The following is a 19,815-nucleotide window of genomic DNA, read 5'->3' on the forward strand; positions in this document are numbered from 1 at the left end:
CACTTTTTTTGCGGAATGCGCTGTAAATGAACGATTAGCTAAAGATATAGCGGATTCTAAAAATCAAGTAAACTGAAAGTGACTTAAAATGGTGCGTTATACTGATTCTACTACAGTGTTGGTTTTATTTTGGTGCATTAAACAAAGAGTGTGGAATCGATCTGTTTTTATAAACAGAAAAGACATACAATACGCGCATTCTAGTGGAGCGCAGATTCATGAAATCCCCCAAAGTCGGTTTTGTTTCTTTAGGTTGTCCTAAGGCATTGGTTGATTCCGAACGAATTTTAACTCAGTTGAAGACTGAAGGTTATGATGTAGCATCAGATTATGATGGTGCGGATTTGGTTGTTGTAAATACCTGTGGTTTTATTGAATCTGCAGTGCAAGAGTCTTTAGATGCCATTGGCGAAGCCATGAGTGCGAACGGACGTGTAATCGTTACGGGCTGCCTAGGTAAAGACGAAGACAAAATTCGCCAAATGCACCCAAATGTCTTAAAAGTGACAGGGGCGGCTGCATATCAAGAAGTGATGGAAGCCGTGCACCAATACGTGCCTGAGCCACCAAAACACAACCCATTTATTGACCTTGTTCCAGAACAAGGGATTCGTTTAACGCCGAAGCATTATGCGTACTTAAAAATCTCAGAAGGGTGCAACCATCGTTGTACCTTCTGCATTATTCCAAGTATGCGTGGTGACTTAGTGTCTCGCCCAGTCGGTTCTGTTTTAGAAGAAGCGGCTGCGCTTAAACGTGCCGGTGTAAAAGAAGTACTCGTTATCTCCCAAGATACTTCTGCTTACGGCCTCGATACCAAATACAAATTAGACTTTTGGAATGGTCAACCTGTTAAGACAAAGTTCTATGACATGTGTGAGGCCTTAGGTCAACTGGGTATTTGGGTGCGTTTACACTATGTATATCCATATCCACATGTGGATGCAGTGATTGACTTGATGGCACAAGGCAAAATTTTGCCTTATTTGGATATTCCATTCCAACATGCCAGCCCAAAAGTTCTAAAACTGATGAAACGACCTGCGCATAGTGAAAATACACTTGAGCGTTTAAAGCTGTGGCGTGAAAAATGTCCTGACTTGGTGATTCGTTCAACCTTCGTTGTGGGTTTCCCTGGTGAAACTGAAGAAGATTTTGAAATCTTGCTTGAGTGGCTAAAAGAAGCACAACTTGATCGCGTAGGCTGCTTTACCTATTCACCTGTTGAAGGTGCGACAGCAAACGACTTACCAGATCACGTGCCAGAAGAGATTAAGCAACAGCGTTATGAGCGCTTTATGGAAGTGCAACAGGCGATTTCTGCTGCAAAACTTCAAAAGCGTGTTGGTCAGAAAATGACGGTGCTGGTCGATGAGCTTGATGAAGAATTCCCAGTTGCGATTGCACGTTCATACGCAGATGCTCCTGAAATTGATGGCAATGTCTTTGTGGAAGATATTGATAAAAGCCAGATTAAATCAGGCGATTTGTTAGAAGTCGAAATTACCGATGCAGATGAATATGATCTGTATGCACAATTGATTTCGATTAAATCGAATTAAGACACAAATAAAATTTTAAAATTTAGATATTGGAGTTATTGCGATGTTGGATTCTAAAAAACCACGTTTTGAACGCATCTTACTGAAACTTTCTGGCGAAGCATTGGCTGGAAATAAAGATATGGGTATTGATGCTCAAGTACTTGATCAAATGTCTTTGGCAATTGCGCACTTAGTGGGTTTGGGTGTGCAGGTCGGGATTGTTGTGGGTGGTGGTAACTTATATCGCGGTAGTCAATTACAAAAAGATGGTTTGGTTGGTCGTGTAACCGGTGACCAAATGGGTATGCTTGCAACCGTGATGAATGGTTTGGCATTACGTGATGCTTTGGTACGCCGTAATATCAAAACTCGTTTGATGTCAGCATTGCCAATTGGTGCTGTAGTTGAATCATACTCAAGCCGTGATGCCATTCGTCATCTAACACAAGGTGAAGTTTGTGTGTTTGTCGCAGGTACAGGTAATCCGTTCTTTACCACAGATACAGCAGCATGCTTACGTGGTATCGAGATTGAAGCCAACCTGATCCTAAAAGCAACGAAAGTTGATGGTGTCTACAACAAAGACCCAAGCAAATACGATGATGCCGTTAAATATGACACCTTAACTTTTGACCAAGTGTTAGATGAGAAATTGGGTGTGATGGATTTAACAGCGATTTGCTTGTGTCGTGACCACAATGTGCCGCTTCAAGTCTTTGACATGAATAAAGCAGGTTCATTGCTTTCAGTGGTTATGGGTGAAAAAGAGGGTACTCACGTAACGAACTAATGTACGTGACCTCGAAAGCTCTTTATACTACACGCTATTTTAGAATTTATATCTTTTCGAATTAAGTAAGGAAGATCACATGATTAACGATCTTAAAAAAGACGCAGAAGACCGTATGAACAAGTCACTTGACTCGTTAGAACATGGTTTTGCCAAGGTTCGTACTGGACGTGCGCATCCATCTATCTTAAACGGGGTAATGGTTCCTTACTATGGCTCAGATGTGCCATTAAACCAAGTGGCAAACGTGGGTGTTGAAGACTCGCGTACATTGTTGGTTCAGCCATTTGAGCGTACGATGGTTGCGGCAATTGATAAAGCGATTCGTGAGTCAGATTTGGGCTTAAACCCAATTACGGCTGATGCGATTCGAGTTCCAATGGCTGCATTGACGGAAGAAACACGTCGTGACATGCAAAAAGTTGCGCGTAACGAAGCTGAAAATGCAAAAGTTGCAGTACGTAATATTCGCCGTGATGTACTGGGCGACATCAAAGCATTGTTGAAAGAAAAAGAAATTTCTGAAGATGATGAGCGTCGTGCATCTGATGATATTCAAAAAATCACAGATAAGTTTGTTGCTGAAATCGACAAGCGTCTTGCGAATAAAGAAGCTGAGTTGTTGAAGGTCTAACTTGTATAATGACCGATTCAGAAGATAAGCTGACTCTTCCAAAACATGTTGCCATCATCATGGATGGCAACAATCGTTTTGCCAAAAAAAATGCAATGCAAAAGGGCGATGGTCACCGTGAAGGAAAAAATGTCCTTGACCCGATTGTAGAGCATTGTCGAAAAAAAAATATTCAAGCATTAACCGTTTTTGCTTTTTCGAGTGAAAATTGGAAGCGCCCTCAAGCTGAAGTTGATTTGCTCATGAAACTGTTGGAAGACACGATTCATGAACAGTTGCCTCGTATGCATCAATATCAAATGTCTTTACGTTTTATTGGTGATCGTTCTAAATTATCTCCGCAATTGCGTGACTTAATGTTGCATGCCGAACAAGACACTGCTAATTTCGACAAGATGACTTTGACCATCGCAATTAGTTACGGTGGGATGTGGGATATGGCGCATGCGGCTAAGCAGATTGCACTTGTTGTTCAATCTCAAGCGTTAGATCCTGAGCAAATTGATGAACATATTTTTGGCCAATACGTAAGTTTGAGTGATTTACCCGCTGTGGATCTATTGATTCGTACAGGTGGGGATTTTCGTTTATCGAACTTTATGTTGTGGCAAGCAGCTTATGCAGAGCTTTACTTCACTCCGACTCTTTGGCCAGAGTTCAGTGTAGAAGAGTTTGATGACGCCTTAGCTGTATTTGGTGGGCGTGAACGTCGTTTCGGGAAAACGACGGAACAAATTCTACAAGATAAAATTGAGAACTAATAAATGTTAGAGCGGATTATAACCGCATTGGTTTTGGTGGCCGTTGTACTGAGTTGTATGTTTGCAACCCAGTCACACTATCCAATGTTTGTGCTGATGATTATTGCGGCAGGGGTTGCAGGCTATGAGTGGTTTAAACTCATGCCCCGTACAACAAAAAATGTTCATAAACCTCTAGCGTGGGGTTTTGGTTTACTTAGTGCTGGCCTTGCTACACTTGCCTTATACTTTAATGATATAGCACTTCTACTTTGGGCTGCCTCTATTCTATGCTGGTTGCTCAGTCTGTATTGGGTTAAATCTTATCCAAATTATGATGCTTGGTATAATTCAACCCTTAAGGTGGTCGGGATTGTTCTGATATCTTCGGCTGTGACCGCTATTTTTGCACTCTGGAAGATGTCTCCATGGTGGCTGATGTACCTGTTTTTATTGGTATGGGGTGCTGACAGCGGGGCATACTTTGTTGGGCGTAAACTGGGTAAACGTAAACTTGCACCTGAAGTGAGTCCAAATAAATCTTTGGAAGGTCTCTATGGTGGTGTGATTACGGCCATGATCATTGTGGTCGCTGTTGAAATCCTCTATTTAGACCTAACGTACGCACAGCATTTATTATTTCTTATTTTATCTGTAGTGACTGTATTTAGCTCGGTGCTCGGTGATTTGTTTGAGTCTATGATTAAACGTCGTGCTGGAATTAAAGACTCAGGTCGTATTTTGCCAGGGCATGGTGGGGTATTGGATCGTATTGACTCGCTACTGGCTGCGGCACCTATCTTTGCTGCGGGTGTATATGTGTTAAAACTTATTGGCGTAGATTTGTAAATGTCTCAATCTGTTTGTATTTTGGGTGTTACTGGTTCGATTGGGCAGAGCACCTTAAAAATATTGCAACAACATGCTGAACACTACACTGTGTTTGCTGTTACGGCACATAGTCGGATGCAAGAACTTGTCGATATTTGTCAGCAGTTTCAACCTGAAATTGCAGTTGTACCTCAAGCCAAAGTAGATGAACTGCGCCAGCTTCTAGTCGCAGCCAATTTACAAAACATTGAAATTTTGGCGGATGAGGCAGGCCTCATCGCAGTTGCTGAACATCCAGAAGTGGATGTGGTAATGGCGGCGATTGTTGGTGCGGCAGGTTTAATGCCGACGCTAGCAGCGGTAAAAGCAGGAAAGCGTGTCCTTTTGGCAAATAAAGAAGCGCTGGTGATGTCGGGTGACATCATGATGCAAGCTGCTCATGACCATCAGGCTCTTTTACTTCCTGTAGATTCTGAACATAATGCAATCTTTCAATGCTTGCCCCAGACCTATTTACAAGCTGAGCGTCACGGAAAGCCGAAACTTGGAGTGTCTGGTATCCTTCTGACTGCATCCGGCGGGCCATTTCTAAAACATAGTTTAGATGAATTACACAATGTAACGCCTGCACAGGCGTGCAAACACCCGAATTGGTCCATGGGGCAGAAAATTTCGGTTGATTCGGCGACCCTCATGAACAAAGGGTTAGAGCTAATTGAAGCTTGTCATCTTTTTTCAATCGAAGAACATTTTGTTACAGTAGTTGTGCATCCGCAGAGTATTATTCATTCCATGGTGCAATATGTGGATGGTTCAACATTGGCGCAAATGGGAAATCCTGATATGTGTACGCCAATTGCACATGCATTGGCATGGCCTGAGCGTATTCAAACCCATGTTCCAGCTTTAGATTTATTTAAAAATCATCAGTTGGATTTTCAAGCGCCTGATACACATCGATTCCCAGCATTAAGCTTGGCACGTCAAGCGATGAAAACTGGGGGCACAGCCCCAGCGATTTTAAATGCAGCCAATGAAATTGCGGTTGCTGCATTTTTAAATCAACAGGTGGGGTTTATGGGTATTCCTGCTATTGTTGAACACACTTTGAATACCATCCCACATCAAGCAGCAACACAACTTGATGTTATTTTAGAAGCCGATCAAAACGCACGTCATGTTGCTCAGCAATATGTGGTGAATATAGGAATTTAAGCATGAGCGCCTTGTTTATGATTGTTGCGGCAATTTTGCTTTTAGGCCCACTTATTGCAATACATGAGTTTGGGCACTATTTTGTTGCGCGTAAATTGGGCGTAAAAGTTTTAGTTTATTCCATTGGTTTTGGACCAACGGTTTTAAAGTGGACGTCTAAAAAGTCTGGTATTCAATATCAGCTTTCAGCATTGCCCTTAGGGGGGTATGTCAAAATGCTGGATGAGCGTGAAGGCGATGTTGCTGAAGAGGATGTGCCCAAAGCATTTAATCGTCAATCACCTTGGAAGCGTATCGCAATTGTTGCGGCTGGCCCATTGATTAACTTGGCATTCGCCATTTTTCTGTTTTGGATTTTGTTTTTGCCTGCACAAGAGCAGTTGAATACACGTGTGGGTAAAGTGCTACCTAATACACCTGCAGCACAAGTTCAAATGCAAGTGGGCGATAAAATTACCGCTGTTGATGGCTTAACGACACCCACTTGGGAAAAGTTGAATTTTGCCTTGGTTGATCGTGTAGGTGAAACGGGATCAATCCAAATTCAGGCCGAACGTGCGGGACAAGTTAAGACATTTAGTTTGCCTATTCAAAACTTCTTGAAAGATCAAACACAGTCTCCGCTTGATGTTCTGGGTTTTACGCCTTATCGACCTAAAATTCCTGCGGTCGTGACTAAGTTGAGCGAAGATGGTGCAGCCATTCGTCAGGGTATGCAACAAGGTGACAAAATTGTCGCGATTGATGGCATTAAGATGAATGATTGGTTTGATGTGGTTCAAGTGGTTCAAGCTTCACCTGAGAAATTGTTAAAAATTGATGTGCTTCGCCAAAATCAATTGGTACAACTTGAAGTGATGCCACAAGGTAAACGCGACAATATGGGCAAGGTTTCTGGTGTCTTAGGTGTACAAAGTGACCCTGGGAAAATCAGTATTCCTACAGAATATAAACAAACGATACAATATAATCCTGCCGAAGCCTTCATGATGGCGGTAGATAAAACCGGTCAACTGTCGAGTATGATTTTGAACTCGATTGTAAAAATGGTGCGCGGTTTGATTGGTCTAGACAACCTATCAGGACCGATCACGATTGCCAAAGTCGCAGGACAAAGTGCGGAAATGGGTTGGCAAACTTTTATCTCATTTATGGCATTGATGAGTGTAAGTTTAGGGATATTAAATTTATTGCCTATTCCTATGCTTGATGGTGGACATTTGGTCTATTATTTTATAGAACTAATACGTGGTAAACCTGTTTCTGAACAAATACAATTGGTTGGTTTAAAAATTGGTATGGTATTGCTCGGAAGTATGATGCTTTTGGCACTATTCAATGATTTTATGCGTTTGTAAAAAAGCGTAGATACGGAATTAAATTTTACATCGGAAAAAACTGGCATGCAGCACACACATTTATTTATGCCTTTGGCGCTCATCAGTGCTATGGCAACAGTACAACAAGTATATGCAGCAGAAGATTATATAGTACGTGATATTAAGGTTGATGGACTTGTTCGTTTAACGCCAGCAAATGTCTATGGAATGATTCCGTTGAATAGTGGGGATCGTGTGAGCGATGCAGCACTTGCCAATGCCATTCGTAGTTTATATGCAACAGGTTTGTTTGATGACATTAAAACAGAAAAGCAGGGTGATACGCTGGTTTTCAAAGTTGTCGAACGCCCACTGATTTCTAAAGTTGAATTTAAAGGTAATAAACTCATTCCTAAAGAGGCCTTGGAAGAAGGCTTGAAGAAGATGGGGATTACCGAAGGTGAAGTGCTGAAAAAATCAGCGCTACAGACGGTTGAGTCTGAGCTTGAACAACAGTACATGCAGCAAGGTCGTTATGATGCTGATGTAAAAGTTGTGACAACAGCGAAGCCGAATAACCGTGTAGACCTCACTATCGAGTTTGTTGAAGGTAAGGCTGCAAAAGTTGTAGATATCAATATTATTGGTAATACCGTATTTAAAGAAAGCGAAATTGAACAAGCGTTTGCAGTAAAAGAGAGTGGTTGGACGTCCATTATTTCACGTAATGACCGTTATGCACGTGAAAAGATGGCTGCAAGTTTAGAGTCTTTACGTGCACTTTATTTAAACAAAGGCTATATCAACTTTAATATCAATCACTCAAGCTTAAATTTAAGTGAAGATAAAAAGAATATTTTTGTTGAAGTTTCAGTGGATGAAGGCGAACAGTTTAAATTTGGCGAAACCAAATTTTTGGGCGATGCTTTATACACCCCAGCAGAGCTGAAAGCTTTACAAATTTATAAAGATGGCGATATTTATTCACAAGAAAAAGTGAATGCGGTTAAACAGTTGCTTCTACGTAAATACGGTAATGCAGGTTATTACTATGCAGAAGTGAACGTCGTACCTCAAATCGATAAAGAAACTCATCTGGTGGATTTAAATTATTATGTGAATCCAGGTCAGCAAGTCACTGTGCGTCGTATTAACTTTACCGGCAACACGAAAACTGCGGATGAAGTATTACGTCGTGAAATGCGTCAAATGGAGGGTGCACTCGCAAGTAATGAGAAAATTGATTTATCTAAAGTTCGTTTAGAGCGTACAGGCTTCTTTAAGACTGTAGATATCAAGCCTGCACGTGTTCCGAACACAGCTGATCAGGTTGATTTAAACATTAATGTTGAAGAGCAACACTCAGGTACCAGTACTTTAGCAGTTGGTTTCTCGCAAAGTGGTGGTGTAACCTTCCAAGCGGGTCTAAGTCAAACTAATTTCATGGGTACAGGTAACTCTGTTGCCATTGATTTATCCCGCTCAGAAACACAAGATTACTACAACCTAAGTGTGACCGATCCGTACTTTACGATTGATGGTGTACGTCGTGGTTATAACATGTACTACCGTAAAACCAAGTTGGATGAAGACTATAACGTCAACAACTATGTGACGGATAGTTTTGGTGGTGGTATCAATTTCGGTTACCCAATTGATGAAAACCAAAGCATTAGTGCGGGTTTAAACATCGACCAAACTGAAGTCACCACAGGTCCGTATGTATCGACCTATGTACGTGATTATTTGTTGGCGCATGGCGGTAAGACAAAAAGTACATCGACTTATTGTTTAGATGAAAATATTGCAGTAGGAGAGACTTGTTCTAATCCATCGGCACCGTTTGGTTCTGAGTTTACCGGTGACTTCTTAACGTATAACTTAAACTTAGGTTGGTCATATAACACCTTAAACCGTCCGGTGTTCCCGACATCTGGTATGTCGCATCGTATTAATGGTGAAATTGCATTACCCGGTAGTGATGTTGAATATCAAAAGCTGACATATGATGCTCAGGCATACTTCCCATTAGGCAAAGACTTCGTACTTCGTGGCTATGGTAAGTTGGGTTATGGTAATGACTTACCATTCTATAAAAACTTCTATGCTGGTGGTTTTGGTTCGGTACGTGGTTATGATAACAGTACCTTAGGTCCGAAATATCCAGGTGTGACTTATAGCGAATCAAGATCTAAAGATAATGACTATGAGGAAGTGGGTGGTAATGCACTGATCCAATTTGGTACAGAGTTGGCTTTGCCTTTGCCATTTAAAGGGGATTGGACTCGTCAGGTTCGCCCAGTTATCTTTGCCGAAGGCGCGCAAGTATTTGATACGCAGTGTGATGTTCCATCTGGTCAGTTATATATGACTGGAAGTAAAACTGATGTAGGTGTAGATGCGAAACAATACTGTAAAGACAACTTTGGTTTTGATGTTTCTAACATGCGTTATAGCGTGGGTGTAGGCTTTACTTGGATTACGATGATTGGTCCATTGTCTCTCAGCTATGCATATCCATTGAATGATAAAGATGGCGATGAAACAAAGAACATTCAATTTGAAATCGGTCGTACCTTCTAAGGTCGACCTTTTCTCTACATGAAAGATATAAATATGAAAAAACTTCTTACAGCTTTAACACTTACAGCATTAACTTCTACAGTGGCGAATGCTGCTGGTTATGGTGTGGTGGATCTTGAGCGTGTTGTTGAAAATAGTACCTATTTAAAACAGCAAAATTCGAGTTTTCAACAGAAAATTCAACCTCAAAGTACGAAGCTTGATCAACTTAGTAAAGAGCTTCAAGACTTACAACAGCGTTTACAAACAGGTGATAAGCTAAGCGCTGCGGATAAGCAAAAAATGGTGACTCAGTATCAAACCAAAATGAACGAGTTCAATACTTTGCAGCAAACCATGCAAAGCAGTGTGCAAAGCTCTATTCAGCAAGTACGTAGTGTATTTGATGGTCGCGTGAAGCAAGTTGCTGAACAATTGCGTAAAGAAAATCAATTAGATGTTGTTTTGAATAAAAACTCAGCACTTGCCTATGACGCTAAGTATGATTTAACTGATAAAATGATTCAAAAGGTTAACGCAATTAAGTAATCAATGAATCCTCAACAGTATCGCTTAGAAGATCTTGCTCGTTTAGTCCAAGGTGAGTGTGTAGGTCAAGCTGATTTAATCCTTAAGGGATTAGCAAGTCTAGATTCGGCAGAATCTAGGCATCTTGCATTTGTAAATGGTGAAAAATACTTAGAGCAAGCACAGCAGTCTAAAGCTGGAGCATTCATTGTTACAGCTGATCTGAAGGATCTCTTGGTTGAACATCAAAACTTTATTGTTGTTGCCAATCCTTATTTGGCCTTTGCCATTTTAACCCATGCTTTTGAGGTTAAGCACACTGAACAGGGCATCGAAAGCACTGCACAGATACATCCTTCTGCAATCATCTCAGATACTGCTTATATTGGTCATTATGTGGTCATTGGAGCAAATTGCGTTGTTGGCGATGATACGATTATCCATTCACATGTCAGTATACATGATGGGGTTGAAATTGGCCGCGGTGGTTTAATTGAATCGCATGTAAATTTGATGTCATGCAAAATTGGCGATCGTGTTCGTATTCATGCCAATACTGTAATTGGTAGTGAAGGTTTTGGTTTTGCCCCTTATCAAGGGAAATGGCATCGAATTGCTCAATTGGGTTCGGTCATCATTGGAAATGATGTACGGATTGGTTCAAATTGTAGTGTTGATCGCGGTGCATTGGATGACACAATTTTGGAAGATGGCGTCATTATTGATAACCTTGTGCAAATCGCCCATAACGTTAAAATTGGTGCCAATTCAGCTTTTGCTGCCAACACTGCAATAGCGGGTAGCACAACCATTGGCAAAAATTGCATTGTGGGTGGTGGGTCTGCAATTGCAGGGCACCTAAATATTGTTGATAATGTCACTTTAACTGGAATGTCAATGGTCACAAATAATATTTCTGTGGCTGGAACGTATTCTTCAGGAATTGGACTGTTTGAAAATCAAAAGTGGAAACGCACTGTTGTTCGTTTAAGACAATTAGCAGATGTGCCATTGACCCAATTGGTAAAAAAACTTGATCATATGCAGGCTCAAATCGAGTCCCTTGAATCAACAATTAAATTGCGTAAATAGAAATATGATGACTGAGTCGAATTCTACTAGTTTCACGAAACCTGAATTGCCAATGACGATTCAAACCATTCGTGAGTACTTACCACACCGCTATCCTTTTTTATTGGTCGATCGTGTTGTTGATGTGACTGAAAATGGAATTGTGGCGTATAAAAATGTGTCTATTAATGAAGAGTTCCTTCAAGGCCATTTTCCTAATTATCCAATTATGCCTGGTGTTTTGATTGTCGAAGCATTAGCGCAAGTTTCAGGTATTCTTGGTTTCATCATGAACAATGAGAAACCAAGTGAAGGTTCTTTGTTCTTGTTCGCAGGTGCAGAGAAAGTTCGCTTTAAAAAGCAAGTCGTTGCAGGTGACCAATTGGTGTTAAAATCAGAATTGGTTATGCAGAAACGTGGTATTTACAAATATAATTGTATTGCCACCGTTGACGGTGTAGTAGCAGCATCTGCGGAAATTATGGTTTCGCATCAGAAAATAGAGCAATCATGAGCAATAACGAATTTATTCACCCAACAGCAATCATCGATGCATCTGCCGTGATTGCAGCAGATGCAAAGATTGGACCGTATTGTATTATTGGTCCAAATGTCACTATTGGTGCAGGTACGCAGTTACATTCGCACGTAGTGGTCGGTGGTTATACACGTATTGGAGAACACAATGAAATTTTCCAATTCGCAAGCGTGGGTGAGGTCTGCCAAGATCTAAAATATGCAGGTGAAGAAACCTGGTTAGAAATTGGTGACCATAATAAAATTCGTGAACATTGTAGTTTACACCGTGGCACGGTTCAGGATCACGGTATAACCAAGATTGGTAGCCATAATTTATTGATGGTAAATACGCATATTGCGCACGACTGTGTGGTCGGTGATCATAATATTTTTGCAAACAACGTCGGCGTGGCTGGCCATGTTCACGTCGGTGACTATGTGATTGTCGGCGGTAACTCGGGTATACACCAATTCTGTAAGATTGATTCTTATAGCATGATTGGTGGTGCATCATTGATTGTGAAAGATGTACCTGCTTATGTGATGGTTTCTGGTAATCCTGCACATGCTTTTGCGATGAATGTTGAAGGTATGCGTCGTAAAGGTTGGTCTAAAAATGTGATTCAAGGTTTACGTACAGCATTTAAACTAATCTATAAAGAAGGTTTGACGACAGAGCAGGCTTTAGAACGTATCCGTGCAGAAATTTTGCCTGAAGTCGCTGAGGTACAATTGCTCATTGACTCCTTAGAACAGTCAGAGCGTGGCATTGTGCGTTAAGTTTAATCCAAAGATAAAAAAAGACACTTCGCGTGTCTTTTTTTATATCTGTAGGAAAAATTATTTTTTAAAGAAAGAGGCTTCTTCAGACTTGGGATATTGCTTAAGAAGTTTGGCTTTGTATTGGTTGGCCTGAGTCGAGTTTTTATCCACTTCTTTGGCAATATTATAGAGTTGATAGACGGCTCGAGGTGCGCGCGAAGAGTTTGGGTATTGGTTTGCTACAATCCCGTAGTTCTTTTTCGCTTCTGCATAGTTGGTAGGTTCAATCGCTAAATTAAATTCCGCTAACCAGAAATATGCATTGCTGATGTAAACACTGTTGGGATTGTTTTTAATAAAATTTTGCATGGGTGCAATCGCTTTCTTCGCACCACCTTGCTTATAGGCATCCAATGCAACAGTATACGCGGCTTTTTCTAGCTCAGATGGCTCTGATGTGTTTTGCGTACTGACCACTACAGGTGCTTTGTTTACTGCTACCGTGGTTGTGCTACTGCTGGCGTTGGTGATTGCGGTGTTACTGGGAGGAGTATCCTGTTGGTTATCCTCCGTTGTATTGCTCGCTTCAGGGTCTACTTTTTGTTGAAGTAACTCTAAGCGTTGATCTAGGTCAGCGTAACGGTTTTCCAACTCATGTTTGAGTTGAGCGATTTCGTTGTCTTGTTCTTCAAGTTTGCCGCGTAAGCTACGCAAATCATTTTCTAATTGTTGGTTCTTTTGCATGATTTGCCAATTAATATTGGTTGCTGTTGCACTCGCACCTGTGTCTACTGCGACGCTGGTTGGATTGACACTATTGTTCGTTGCTTGGCTTAAGCCGCGAGATTCAATTGGAATATTGGCGAAAACAGGCGTTGTGCAAAGTAGGGTGAGGGCACATAGGCTATGCTTCTTTAGCATCATAAAATATCCGTGTTATAAGGCTTTGATGGGGAAAACATCAAACGAAATTCATTTACCCCATTAAAAACGGCAACGTTATGAATTGCAATAAGCTTTTACATTGTTGTCGTATATTTAGGTAAATGAATGTAGCCTAGTCGTTACCAATAATTGAGCGATTTTTCTTGAGTTTGTTTTATAAATAGTCAATTGAATGAAATGCTTATTGAAAAGTCGTTTATAGGCTTGCAACTTAGGGAAAAATCTCTATACTCTGTTCTTGCAATGGTAGCCCTGCCGGTTACTTCGCAATTGTACTCTACGAACCCCGCCAGGACCGGAAGGTAGCAACGGTAGTAGAAATATGATGTGCCGAAGGTTTGCTGGTAGGGTTGCCACCATATTCATTTATTAAAAATATAATAATCAATACACAAATACATTGTATGTAGACCAAATTTAAAAATATCTTGTCCATTGACTGTTATTACATTTGTCATATTTCCTATTATCTTTACCCTTAACTTTTATTTTAAAATTCATTTACTCTATTCCTCACCTCTTTTTGCTCTCTACCATGTGTATTTTTTCTTTTGGGCGTGATGTATTTTAATATCACGTTAAATACAGATCATTTAATTTATCGAAAATTATTTCAAGCATTAGAAATCATTGCATTATTTTTTATCTTACACGTCTTGTATATATTTAAGCTTTTCTGAGTTTGGTTTGATTTATACTTATTTAAGAGTGCTATAATTTTATAATTCATTAACGATTACATGTAGTTAATGTTGGGTGTGAATATAAGATCAATATTTATAAAGGTGATTTGGGTATAGCTTGGTCAAGAGCGAATGGTGATTAGTCATCAACCCTGCTAATCGCTTTCATAATCGCATCCATTTCAAAACCACGATACATTAAAAAACGGATTTGCTTGGCTTTTAGTTTTGGATCTGTTGCGACCTCAGTTCCATACTTTCTAACTTTGAGTTGATAGGCTTGTTCGACCCAATCCGTTTCTTTCAGTTCTTCTAAAATTAAACCAGTGTCGATTTTTTTAGTTTTTAACGCCAGTTTAATGCGATTAGGGCCTTTGCCTTTACGCTTTTGGCTCGATAAAGTGATCTCAGCCACACGTTGATCACTCTGATAGTTTTGTGCTGAAAGCTCTTCAACCAGTGTAATCACTTCTTCGCGGTGCATTGCCCATGCGGCCAATTTTTCAATCAATTCTGCTTTTGAATATTCCTTACGTGTTAATACTGCAAAGGCATAAGAACGTAGACGAGAACCTGTTAAACCTGTGGGTTTGGGTTGATTCTCTTCATCAAAATCTAAAGCATCAACAGTTTCTTGTGTTACTTGTGTGTGGCAGTATTGAGTAGCAGGGGATTCTTCCTCACCAAACTGTTGTTTGAGAGCGTCATAGTCAAGAAGTTTGGGGAATTTTGAATTAGGCATAATAGACGATGAAATAGATCTGAATAAACAAAACGCCCCGTAGGGCGTTTCTTAGTGTAAGCCTAAATGTCGTGTAATAACATTTAATCTTTTTAGATACTTTTAATTAAGCATCTAAAAAGTCTGGCTCTTCTTCATTCTCTTCTACTGGCGCAGCGTTTGCGGTCGTCAGTAGTTTTTCTCGAATGATTTTCTCAATGGTTTCAGCCAACTGAGGGTTTTCTTCAAGGTGACGGATCACATTATTTTTACCTTGACCAATTTTATCACCTTGGTATGAATACCAAGCACCTGCTTTTTGTACGATTTCTTGTTGAACAGCCAAGTCTACAAGTTCGCCCAAGTGGTTGACGCCTTTACCATATAGGATTTGGAAGAGCGCTTCGCGGAATGGAGGTGCCATTTTGTTTTTGACAACTTTCACTTTGGTTTCAGAACCAACGATTTCATCGCCTTCTTTGACCTGACCTACGCGACGAATGTCTAAACGCACAGACGCATAGAATTTCAACGCATTACCACCAGTCGTGGTTTCAGGGCTACCAAACATTACACCAATTTTCATACGAATTTGGTTAATGAAAATCACCATACAGTTTGAACGTTTTGCATTACCTGTAATTTTACGTAATGCTTGGCTCATTAAACGTGCTTGGAGGCCCATGTGCGAGTCGCCCATTTCACCTTCAATTTCCGCACGTGGTGTCAATGCTGCAACAGAGTCGACAACGATGAGGTCAATGGCACCAGAGCGAACCAGCATGTCTGCAATTTCAAGTGCTTGCTCACCATGGTCAGGCTGAGAAACCAGTAGATTGTCAATATCTACGCCAAGTTTACGCGCATACTGTGGGTCTAAAGCGTGTTCTGCATCGATAAATGCACATGTACCACCTGCTTTTTGACATTCAGCAATCGCTTGTAAAGTCATGGTTGTTTTACCTGAAGATTCAGGACCATAAATCTCAACGATACGACCCTTCGGTAAGCCGCCTATGCCTAGAGCAATATCAAGTGTCAAAGAACCCGTTGATACCGCTTCAACAGCTTGTACGGTGTTATCGCCAAGACGCATTACTGTGTTTTTACCAAACTGCTTTTCAATTTGGCTTAGCGCAGCATTGAGCGCCTTGCTTTTATTATCATCCATCTTACAACCTCAAAACGATGTCACGGATATTTACTGAATATGCTCAGTATAGTGACAGATTTAGTCTGTATCTTCTATAAAAGTCACATCGTGTGCGACACAATATGACGCATGTCATTCATCATCATTATAAGACCAATACTGGTCAAATTGTTGATCATTTTCTTGTCTAAACTTACTGATATCGCGTCGGTCTTTTTTACTTGGACGATGATCAGGTCGAGCTAGATTATGCAACTTTCTTTGGCTTGCAATCAATTCCCGTCGTGTAATACTGACTTCAGTTTCTTCATATAATTTTTGTGCAACAGGAGCGGGGCCACGCACGTCAGAGAGTTCTTTGATCACTACGGTTTTCTTGTCAATACCTTGTTGTATGGTGAGTTCCATTCCAACCCGAACTTCTCTTGACACTTTGACACGTTCGCCATTGTGGTGAACTTTGCCCCCCTCAATTGCATTTTTGGCAATGGAGCGCGTTTTAAAAAAACGTGCTGCCCATAACCATTTGTCAATGCGCATGCCTACAGCATCTTCCGCTAAAGTGGATTTACGCATATTTGGCCGTGACCTCAGCTTGCTCTAAATAAGGAATTAAATCGGTGAGCTGATTTAAGATCGGATAAGGGCTGGATGTCTTGCTTTGACCTAGTGATGAGGGTTGAGCAATGGTAAATAGGTTTTGAATACCATAACTTTCAGCACCTTTTAATACTTTTTCGGTGTCATCGATAAAGTAACACTGTGTGGCTGCAAAAGGATGGCGTTCATGGAGATGTTGCCAAAACTCAGTAAACTCTTTGGCATGACCGAGGGTTTCGCTGCTAATAATGACATCGAAATATGAAGCCAGTTTCGTGTGTTCAAGTTTGAACTTGAGTCCCTCACAGTCCGCATTAGTGGCAAGCCAGCAAGGGTAGCCGTTACTTTTTAAATAGTCGAGAAGTTCAAGGCAGCCTTCACGCAGGCCAACTTTATGCTTAAATTCCTGCTGCAAAGCGAGCGTATCTACGCCGACTTTAGCTGTCCAAAAGCGCGTAGAATACCAATTGAGTGTGTGATTATGAGTTTGATAAAACTGAAACAGCGCTTGAGTACTTTGTTCTAAAGAGCACTGGTGTTGTTCAGCATAACGGATAGGAAGCTGATGATTCCAAATAAAATCATCATAGGCAAGATCCAGTAATGTACCGTCCATATCAAAAATGATAATTGGCTTTTCCACTCAAAAAATCTCCAATGTTTCAAAGTTCAGCAATGGCTATAGAAAACAGTTAGCAGCCGATCTAGCAGTTTTGCTTTATGCAAATATGGCGTAATTATAGCGTATAGCTGTATAAGATTACGGGCTTGCATAGCCCATTGTCAAAAATTGAAGAATACGGGATCTCAATTTTTTAAGTAAGAGCATATAAGATGTGTTAATCGAACATTGATCCACAGCAATATTGAACTTCAGCATAAGGAATGATTCATCTTATGGAGAAGGAAGAGTTTTTGTAAACATCCGATGAGAACGCTTAGAGCTATCATTTGAATGTAAGGGCTGTAGAGCATGAGCTTTTTGATTTTGTATAAAAATAATACAAAATTACGGTTTAGCAGTGAATTTTTGCTATGTCCAGATGATTTTTAGCAAGTTGTGTTTATTACTTAATGTTAGATAAAGAGAATATTAAGAATTTGTTTTATAAGGTGTTCTTTTTTGTATTAAATTTTTTCTTACATTTAAAAGATCGACAAATAAAACGAAATATTGAAGTATTTGGCCAACTTTATAAGGAAAAGGATAGTGAATGTTTTCATGGCTTTTTGTAAGTTTGGTCATTACCATCCTTTTAACACCCGGACCAACAAATACCCTTTTAGCTTCATCAGGCATTGAAACGGGTGTTAAAAAATCCCTGAAATTGATTCCAGCAGAAGTGGTGGGTTATTTTATTGCCATCAGCGCTTGGGGGATTTTAATTGACTCGATTGCTGAATCTCTACCTATTCTGCCACCCATCTTGAAGCTTTTTAGTGCGGCTTATATTATTTACTTGGCCTTTAAATTATGGAAAACCTCTACTGTTGCTGCTGACCTAAATCAGCCATCTATTACAGCACAGGCGCTTTTTTGTGCGACCATGTTAAATCCTAAAGCGCTATTATTTGCTTCAGCCGTTTTTCCAGCTGTAGCGTGGTCAAGTTTGCAAGCCTATACAGTGCATATGGGGTTATTTTTATGTTTAATTGCACCGATTGCATTGTTTTGGGTTTTTATTGGCTCTGTTTTGGTGGCCAATAAAATCTCATGGTTGAATCAAAAAAATTTACAACGGACTGCATCATTAGTTTTGGTCAGCTTTTCAGTACCGCTTAGCTATTCGGCTCTCATGTCTATCTAATTCATCAAACTTTCATTTTACATCGATACCATAAAAACCACCTGAGGGTGGTTTTTATGTTTGAAGCTAAATTTGAACCACTTCAGCTGGTGTAGAAAGATCCGTTGTATCCAGCGCAATAATGCAATAAAAGTAAGTTTTCTGACAAAAATGAAAATAAACAATAAAGTGGTTTTGCTGGTTATTTACACAAAAATCGGTTAAAAAAGATGTGGCAAACGACAATAAAATAGAGAGGAATGGATGAGTGAATTAAATTTAGATTTTTTAGATGAAACCTTGGATCAATATGAAGCAAAAGGTAAGAAAAAGGCCATTAAAAAAATCCGTATTGGTTATATGCTCTATGCAAAATTTATGTCGAATAAAAAATTTGCAGAAAATGTAATGAGTTCATCTTTAGATCCGAATAAGCGGACTTATCGTAATATTAAGATTAAAATTACGCATGATGAATATGAGTTAACCTTTTTACGTAATGATGATTAAGAATTGAGTTGTGTTAAAAAGTCCTAGAGTTTCATTTATTTGAAATATTTGAGCTGTAGAGTGTGTGGCATAAAGAAATGAAAATATAATGATTAGATGAAGTTTGTGCAGTTAAGCCTGTTTATTTGGAGAGAGGTAAACAGGTTTTTTATTATAATAACTTTCTGGTCTGAGTGATTACAGACAAAAAGCCCGATTTGTTTTGATACTGATCGGGCTTTTATTTTGCTATTGAAATGAAAATAGTGAGAAAGATGATTTCTGACATCTTTTGATCATATTGTTCATGGATAATCTTTTTTATTTTGAGTTGCTTCGATATGTCAATTATTACTGCAAATGAACTAGACGATATTCTAAAAGAATTAGGGTCTGTTGACATTTACTGTTCATAATTAACCCTATAAAGGTAGCCATAAAAATATACAGGCTAAAGCAACAGAACTTTGATAATTTCTTTTGAGCTTGTCATATCGAGTAGCTATTCCTCTAAATTGCTTTAATCTACAAAACATATTTTCAACTAAATGCCTGATTTTATATAAATACCAGTCCATATGGTCATTGTTCGATTGGCTATTTGTTTTCTTTGGTATATTCGCTTTAGTCCCTGTTTTCCTGATCTGTTCACGCAGTGGTTCTGAATCATAGCCTTTATCTGCACATACCACTTTTGTCTCTTTTAAATCTAATGTTGATATTAAATCAGGTGCAACTTTAACATCATGTGTGGTTCCATCGGTAATCATGAAATCAATAGGATTGCCATGTGCATCAACAATCAAATGTATTTTTGAGGAATTTCCTCCTACACTTTTAGAAATAGATTGATTCGCTATGCCGGCAGAATGTTGATGAGCACGTACATGAGAGCCATCAATAAAAATCCACTCCATATCGG

At 39.8% G+C, this 19,815-nt stretch carries 20 protein-coding genes and 1 other RNA gene; 15 read left to right on the plus strand and 6 right to left on the minus strand.

Features of this window, described 5'->3' with window-relative positions; genetic code table 11:
• The first annotated feature begins 218 nt into the window (after positions 1–218).
• From rimO to lpxA, 12 genes are all read left to right on the plus strand, one after another.
• Positions 219–1,562, plus strand: a complete 1,344-nt coding sequence (gene rimO / locus ACF8FD_RS07315; RefSeq protein WP_004696556.1) for a 30S ribosomal protein S12 methylthiotransferase RimO — start codon at positions 219–221, stop codon at positions 1,560–1,562.
• 43 nt (positions 1,563–1,605) lie between these two features.
• Entirely contained in the window at positions 1,606–2,334 is a 729-nt protein-coding gene (gene pyrH / locus ACF8FD_RS07320; protein WP_004696558.1) for a UMP kinase, read from the plus strand.
• 79 nt (positions 2,335–2,413) lie between these two features.
• Positions 2,414–2,968: a ribosome recycling factor gene (frr, locus tag ACF8FD_RS07325; protein ID WP_010326990.1), complete on the plus strand. Its 555-nt coding sequence runs from the start codon at positions 2,414–2,416 to the stop codon at positions 2,966–2,968.
• Between the two features lie 8 nt (positions 2,969–2,976).
• Positions 2,977–3,729 carry a polyprenyl diphosphate synthase gene (gene uppS / locus ACF8FD_RS07330; protein ID WP_062033094.1) on the plus strand — a complete coding sequence of 251 codons (753 nt, stop codon included), beginning with the start codon at positions 2,977–2,979 and terminating at the stop codon, positions 3,727–3,729.
• A 3-nt stretch (positions 3,730–3,732) separates the two neighbouring features.
• Positions 3,733–4,557 carry a phosphatidate cytidylyltransferase gene (locus tag ACF8FD_RS07335; protein WP_392453300.1) on the plus strand — a complete coding sequence of 275 codons (825 nt, stop codon included), beginning with the start codon at positions 3,733–3,735 and terminating at the stop codon, positions 4,555–4,557.
• On the plus strand, positions 4,558–5,754 hold the full coding sequence (ispC, locus tag ACF8FD_RS07340) for a 1-deoxy-D-xylulose-5-phosphate reductoisomerase (RefSeq protein ID WP_094148175.1): 1,197 nt from the start codon (positions 4,558–4,560) through the stop codon (positions 5,752–5,754). It abuts the gene before it with no gap.
• Between the two features lie 2 nt (positions 5,755–5,756).
• Entirely contained in the window at positions 5,757–7,112 is a 1,356-nt protein-coding gene (gene rseP, locus ACF8FD_RS07345; RefSeq protein WP_183175523.1) for an RIP metalloprotease RseP, read from the plus strand.
• A 45-nt stretch (positions 7,113–7,157) separates the two neighbouring features.
• A complete protein-coding gene (bamA, locus tag ACF8FD_RS07350; RefSeq protein ID WP_234304824.1) occupies positions 7,158–9,656 on the plus strand; it encodes an outer membrane protein assembly factor BamA in 2,499 nt (832 codons plus the stop codon).
• A 33-nt stretch (positions 9,657–9,689) separates the two neighbouring features.
• Entirely contained in the window at positions 9,690–10,184 is a 495-nt protein-coding gene (locus ACF8FD_RS07355) for an OmpH family outer membrane protein (protein WP_195728068.1), read from the plus strand.
• A 3-nt stretch (positions 10,185–10,187) separates the two neighbouring features.
• Complete coding sequence (gene lpxD / locus ACF8FD_RS07360) at positions 10,188–11,255, plus strand: UDP-3-O-(3-hydroxymyristoyl)glucosamine N-acyltransferase (RefSeq protein ID WP_234304825.1); 1,068 nt, start codon at positions 10,188–10,190, stop codon at positions 11,253–11,255.
• A gap of 7 nt (positions 11,256–11,262) precedes the next feature.
• Positions 11,263–11,748, plus strand: coding sequence for a 3-hydroxyacyl-ACP dehydratase FabZ (gene fabZ / locus ACF8FD_RS07365; protein WP_010326983.1), 486 nt, complete (start codon positions 11,263–11,265; stop codon positions 11,746–11,748).
• Positions 11,745–12,533: an acyl-ACP--UDP-N-acetylglucosamine O-acyltransferase gene (gene lpxA / locus ACF8FD_RS07370; protein ID WP_010326982.1), complete on the plus strand. Its 789-nt coding sequence runs from the start codon at positions 11,745–11,747 to the stop codon at positions 12,531–12,533. Before fabZ ends, lpxA begins: the two co-directional genes overlap by 4 nt.
• Positions 12,534–12,593: 60 nt before the next feature.
• On the opposite strand, the gene ACF8FD_RS07375 is transcribed toward lpxA, so the two are convergent.
• A complete protein-coding gene (locus ACF8FD_RS07375) occupies positions 12,594–13,439 on the minus strand; it encodes a YbgF trimerization domain-containing protein (protein WP_234304826.1) in 846 nt (281 codons plus the stop codon).
• A gap of 274 nt (positions 13,440–13,713) precedes the next feature.
• Here ACF8FD_RS07375 and ffs point away from each other — a divergent pair.
• An RNA gene (gene ffs, locus ACF8FD_RS07380) (signal recognition particle sRNA small type) lies at positions 13,714–13,810 on the plus strand.
• Positions 13,811–14,282: 472 nt separating this feature from the next.
• Here the strand turns inward: ffs and ACF8FD_RS07385 are convergent.
• The 4 genes from ACF8FD_RS07385 to ACF8FD_RS07400 form a co-directional block, all read right to left on the minus strand.
• Complete coding sequence (locus ACF8FD_RS07385) at positions 14,283–14,885, minus strand: regulatory protein RecX (RefSeq protein WP_234304827.1); 603 nt, start codon at positions 14,883–14,885, stop codon at positions 14,283–14,285.
• 106 nt (positions 14,886–14,991) lie between these two features.
• Positions 14,992–16,035 (minus strand): recombinase RecA, encoded by a 1,044-nt coding sequence (recA, locus tag ACF8FD_RS07390; RefSeq protein WP_005401034.1) that lies wholly within the window; start codon positions 16,033–16,035, stop codon positions 14,992–14,994.
• Between the two features lie 114 nt (positions 16,036–16,149).
• The gene (locus tag ACF8FD_RS07395; RefSeq protein ID WP_004696588.1) at positions 16,150–16,593 is read right to left on the minus strand and encodes an RNA-binding S4 domain-containing protein; all 444 of its coding nucleotides are present in this window, start codon (positions 16,591–16,593) and stop codon (positions 16,150–16,152) included.
• Positions 16,586–17,260 (minus strand): HAD-IA family hydrolase, encoded by a 675-nt coding sequence (locus ACF8FD_RS07400; RefSeq protein ID WP_234304828.1) that lies wholly within the window; start codon positions 17,258–17,260, stop codon positions 16,586–16,588. Before ACF8FD_RS07400 ends, ACF8FD_RS07395 begins: the two co-directional genes overlap by 8 nt.
• Before the next feature lie 571 nt (positions 17,261–17,831).
• Between ACF8FD_RS07400 and ACF8FD_RS07405 the strand changes: the two genes are divergently transcribed.
• Together ACF8FD_RS07405 and ACF8FD_RS07410 are read left to right on the plus strand one after the other, a co-directional pair.
• Positions 17,832–18,425, plus strand: coding sequence for a LysE family translocator (locus ACF8FD_RS07405; protein ID WP_234304829.1), 594 nt, complete (start codon positions 17,832–17,834; stop codon positions 18,423–18,425).
• 243 nt (positions 18,426–18,668) lie between these two features.
• Positions 18,669–18,914, plus strand: a complete 246-nt coding sequence (locus tag ACF8FD_RS07410; RefSeq protein WP_234304830.1) for a hypothetical protein — start codon at positions 18,669–18,671, stop codon at positions 18,912–18,914.
• A gap of 401 nt (positions 18,915–19,315) precedes the next feature.
• Here the strand turns inward: ACF8FD_RS07410 and ACF8FD_RS07415 are convergent.
• Positions 19,316–19,815, minus strand: a 500-nt coding sequence (locus ACF8FD_RS07415; protein WP_306700906.1) for an IS5-like element ISAba31 family transposase, incomplete at its 5' end; no start/stop codon positions are given.

The organism is Acinetobacter sp. TYF_19, from assembly GCF_043105125.1.
Classification (GTDB): Bacteria; Pseudomonadota; Gammaproteobacteria; order Pseudomonadales; family Moraxellaceae; genus Acinetobacter; species Acinetobacter johnsonii.

What these genes read in the sequence shown, in the direction of transcription:
- rimO (WP_004696556.1), top strand. Translation starts at nt 219, where the DNA reads ATGAAATCCCCCAAAGTCGGTTTTGTTTCTTTAGGTTGTCCTAAGGCA.
- pyrH (WP_004696558.1), top strand. Translation starts at nt 1,606, where the DNA reads ATGTTGGATTCTAAAAAACCACGTTTTGAACGCATCTTACTGAAACTT.
- frr (WP_010326990.1), top strand. Translation starts at nt 2,414, where the DNA reads ATGATTAACGATCTTAAAAAAGACGCAGAAGACCGTATGAACAAGTCA.
- uppS (WP_062033094.1), top strand. Translation starts at nt 2,977, where the DNA reads ATGACCGATTCAGAAGATAAGCTGACTCTTCCAAAACATGTTGCCATC.
- ACF8FD_RS07335 (WP_392453300.1), top strand. Translation starts at nt 3,733, where the DNA reads ATGTTAGAGCGGATTATAACCGCATTGGTTTTGGTGGCCGTTGTACTG.
- ispC (WP_094148175.1), top strand. Translation starts at nt 4,558, where the DNA reads ATGTCTCAATCTGTTTGTATTTTGGGTGTTACTGGTTCGATTGGGCAG.
- rseP (WP_183175523.1), top strand. Translation starts at nt 5,757, where the DNA reads ATGAGCGCCTTGTTTATGATTGTTGCGGCAATTTTGCTTTTAGGCCCA.
- bamA (WP_234304824.1), top strand. Translation starts at nt 7,158, where the DNA reads ATGCAGCACACACATTTATTTATGCCTTTGGCGCTCATCAGTGCTATG.
- ACF8FD_RS07355 (WP_195728068.1), top strand. Translation starts at nt 9,690, where the DNA reads ATGAAAAAACTTCTTACAGCTTTAACACTTACAGCATTAACTTCTACA.
- lpxD (WP_234304825.1), top strand. Translation starts at nt 10,188, where the DNA reads ATGAATCCTCAACAGTATCGCTTAGAAGATCTTGCTCGTTTAGTCCAA.
- fabZ (WP_010326983.1), top strand. Translation starts at nt 11,263, where the DNA reads ATGACTGAGTCGAATTCTACTAGTTTCACGAAACCTGAATTGCCAATG.
- lpxA (WP_010326982.1), top strand. Translation starts at nt 11,745, where the DNA reads ATGAGCAATAACGAATTTATTCACCCAACAGCAATCATCGATGCATCT.
- ACF8FD_RS07375 (WP_234304826.1), bottom strand. Translation starts at nt 13,439, where the DNA reads ATGATGCTAAAGAAGCATAGCCTATGTGCCCTCACCCTACTTTGCACA.
- ACF8FD_RS07385 (WP_234304827.1), bottom strand. Translation starts at nt 14,885, where the DNA reads ATGCCTAATTCAAAATTCCCCAAACTTCTTGACTATGACGCTCTCAAA.
- recA (WP_005401034.1), bottom strand. Translation starts at nt 16,035, where the DNA reads ATGGATGATAATAAAAGCAAGGCGCTCAATGCTGCGCTAAGCCAAATT.
- ACF8FD_RS07395 (WP_004696588.1), bottom strand. Translation starts at nt 16,593, where the DNA reads ATGCGTAAATCCACTTTAGCGGAAGATGCTGTAGGCATGCGCATTGAC.
- ACF8FD_RS07405 (WP_234304829.1), top strand. Translation starts at nt 17,832, where the DNA reads ATGTTTTCATGGCTTTTTGTAAGTTTGGTCATTACCATCCTTTTAACA.
- ACF8FD_RS07410 (WP_234304830.1), top strand. Translation starts at nt 18,669, where the DNA reads ATGAGTGAATTAAATTTAGATTTTTTAGATGAAACCTTGGATCAATAT.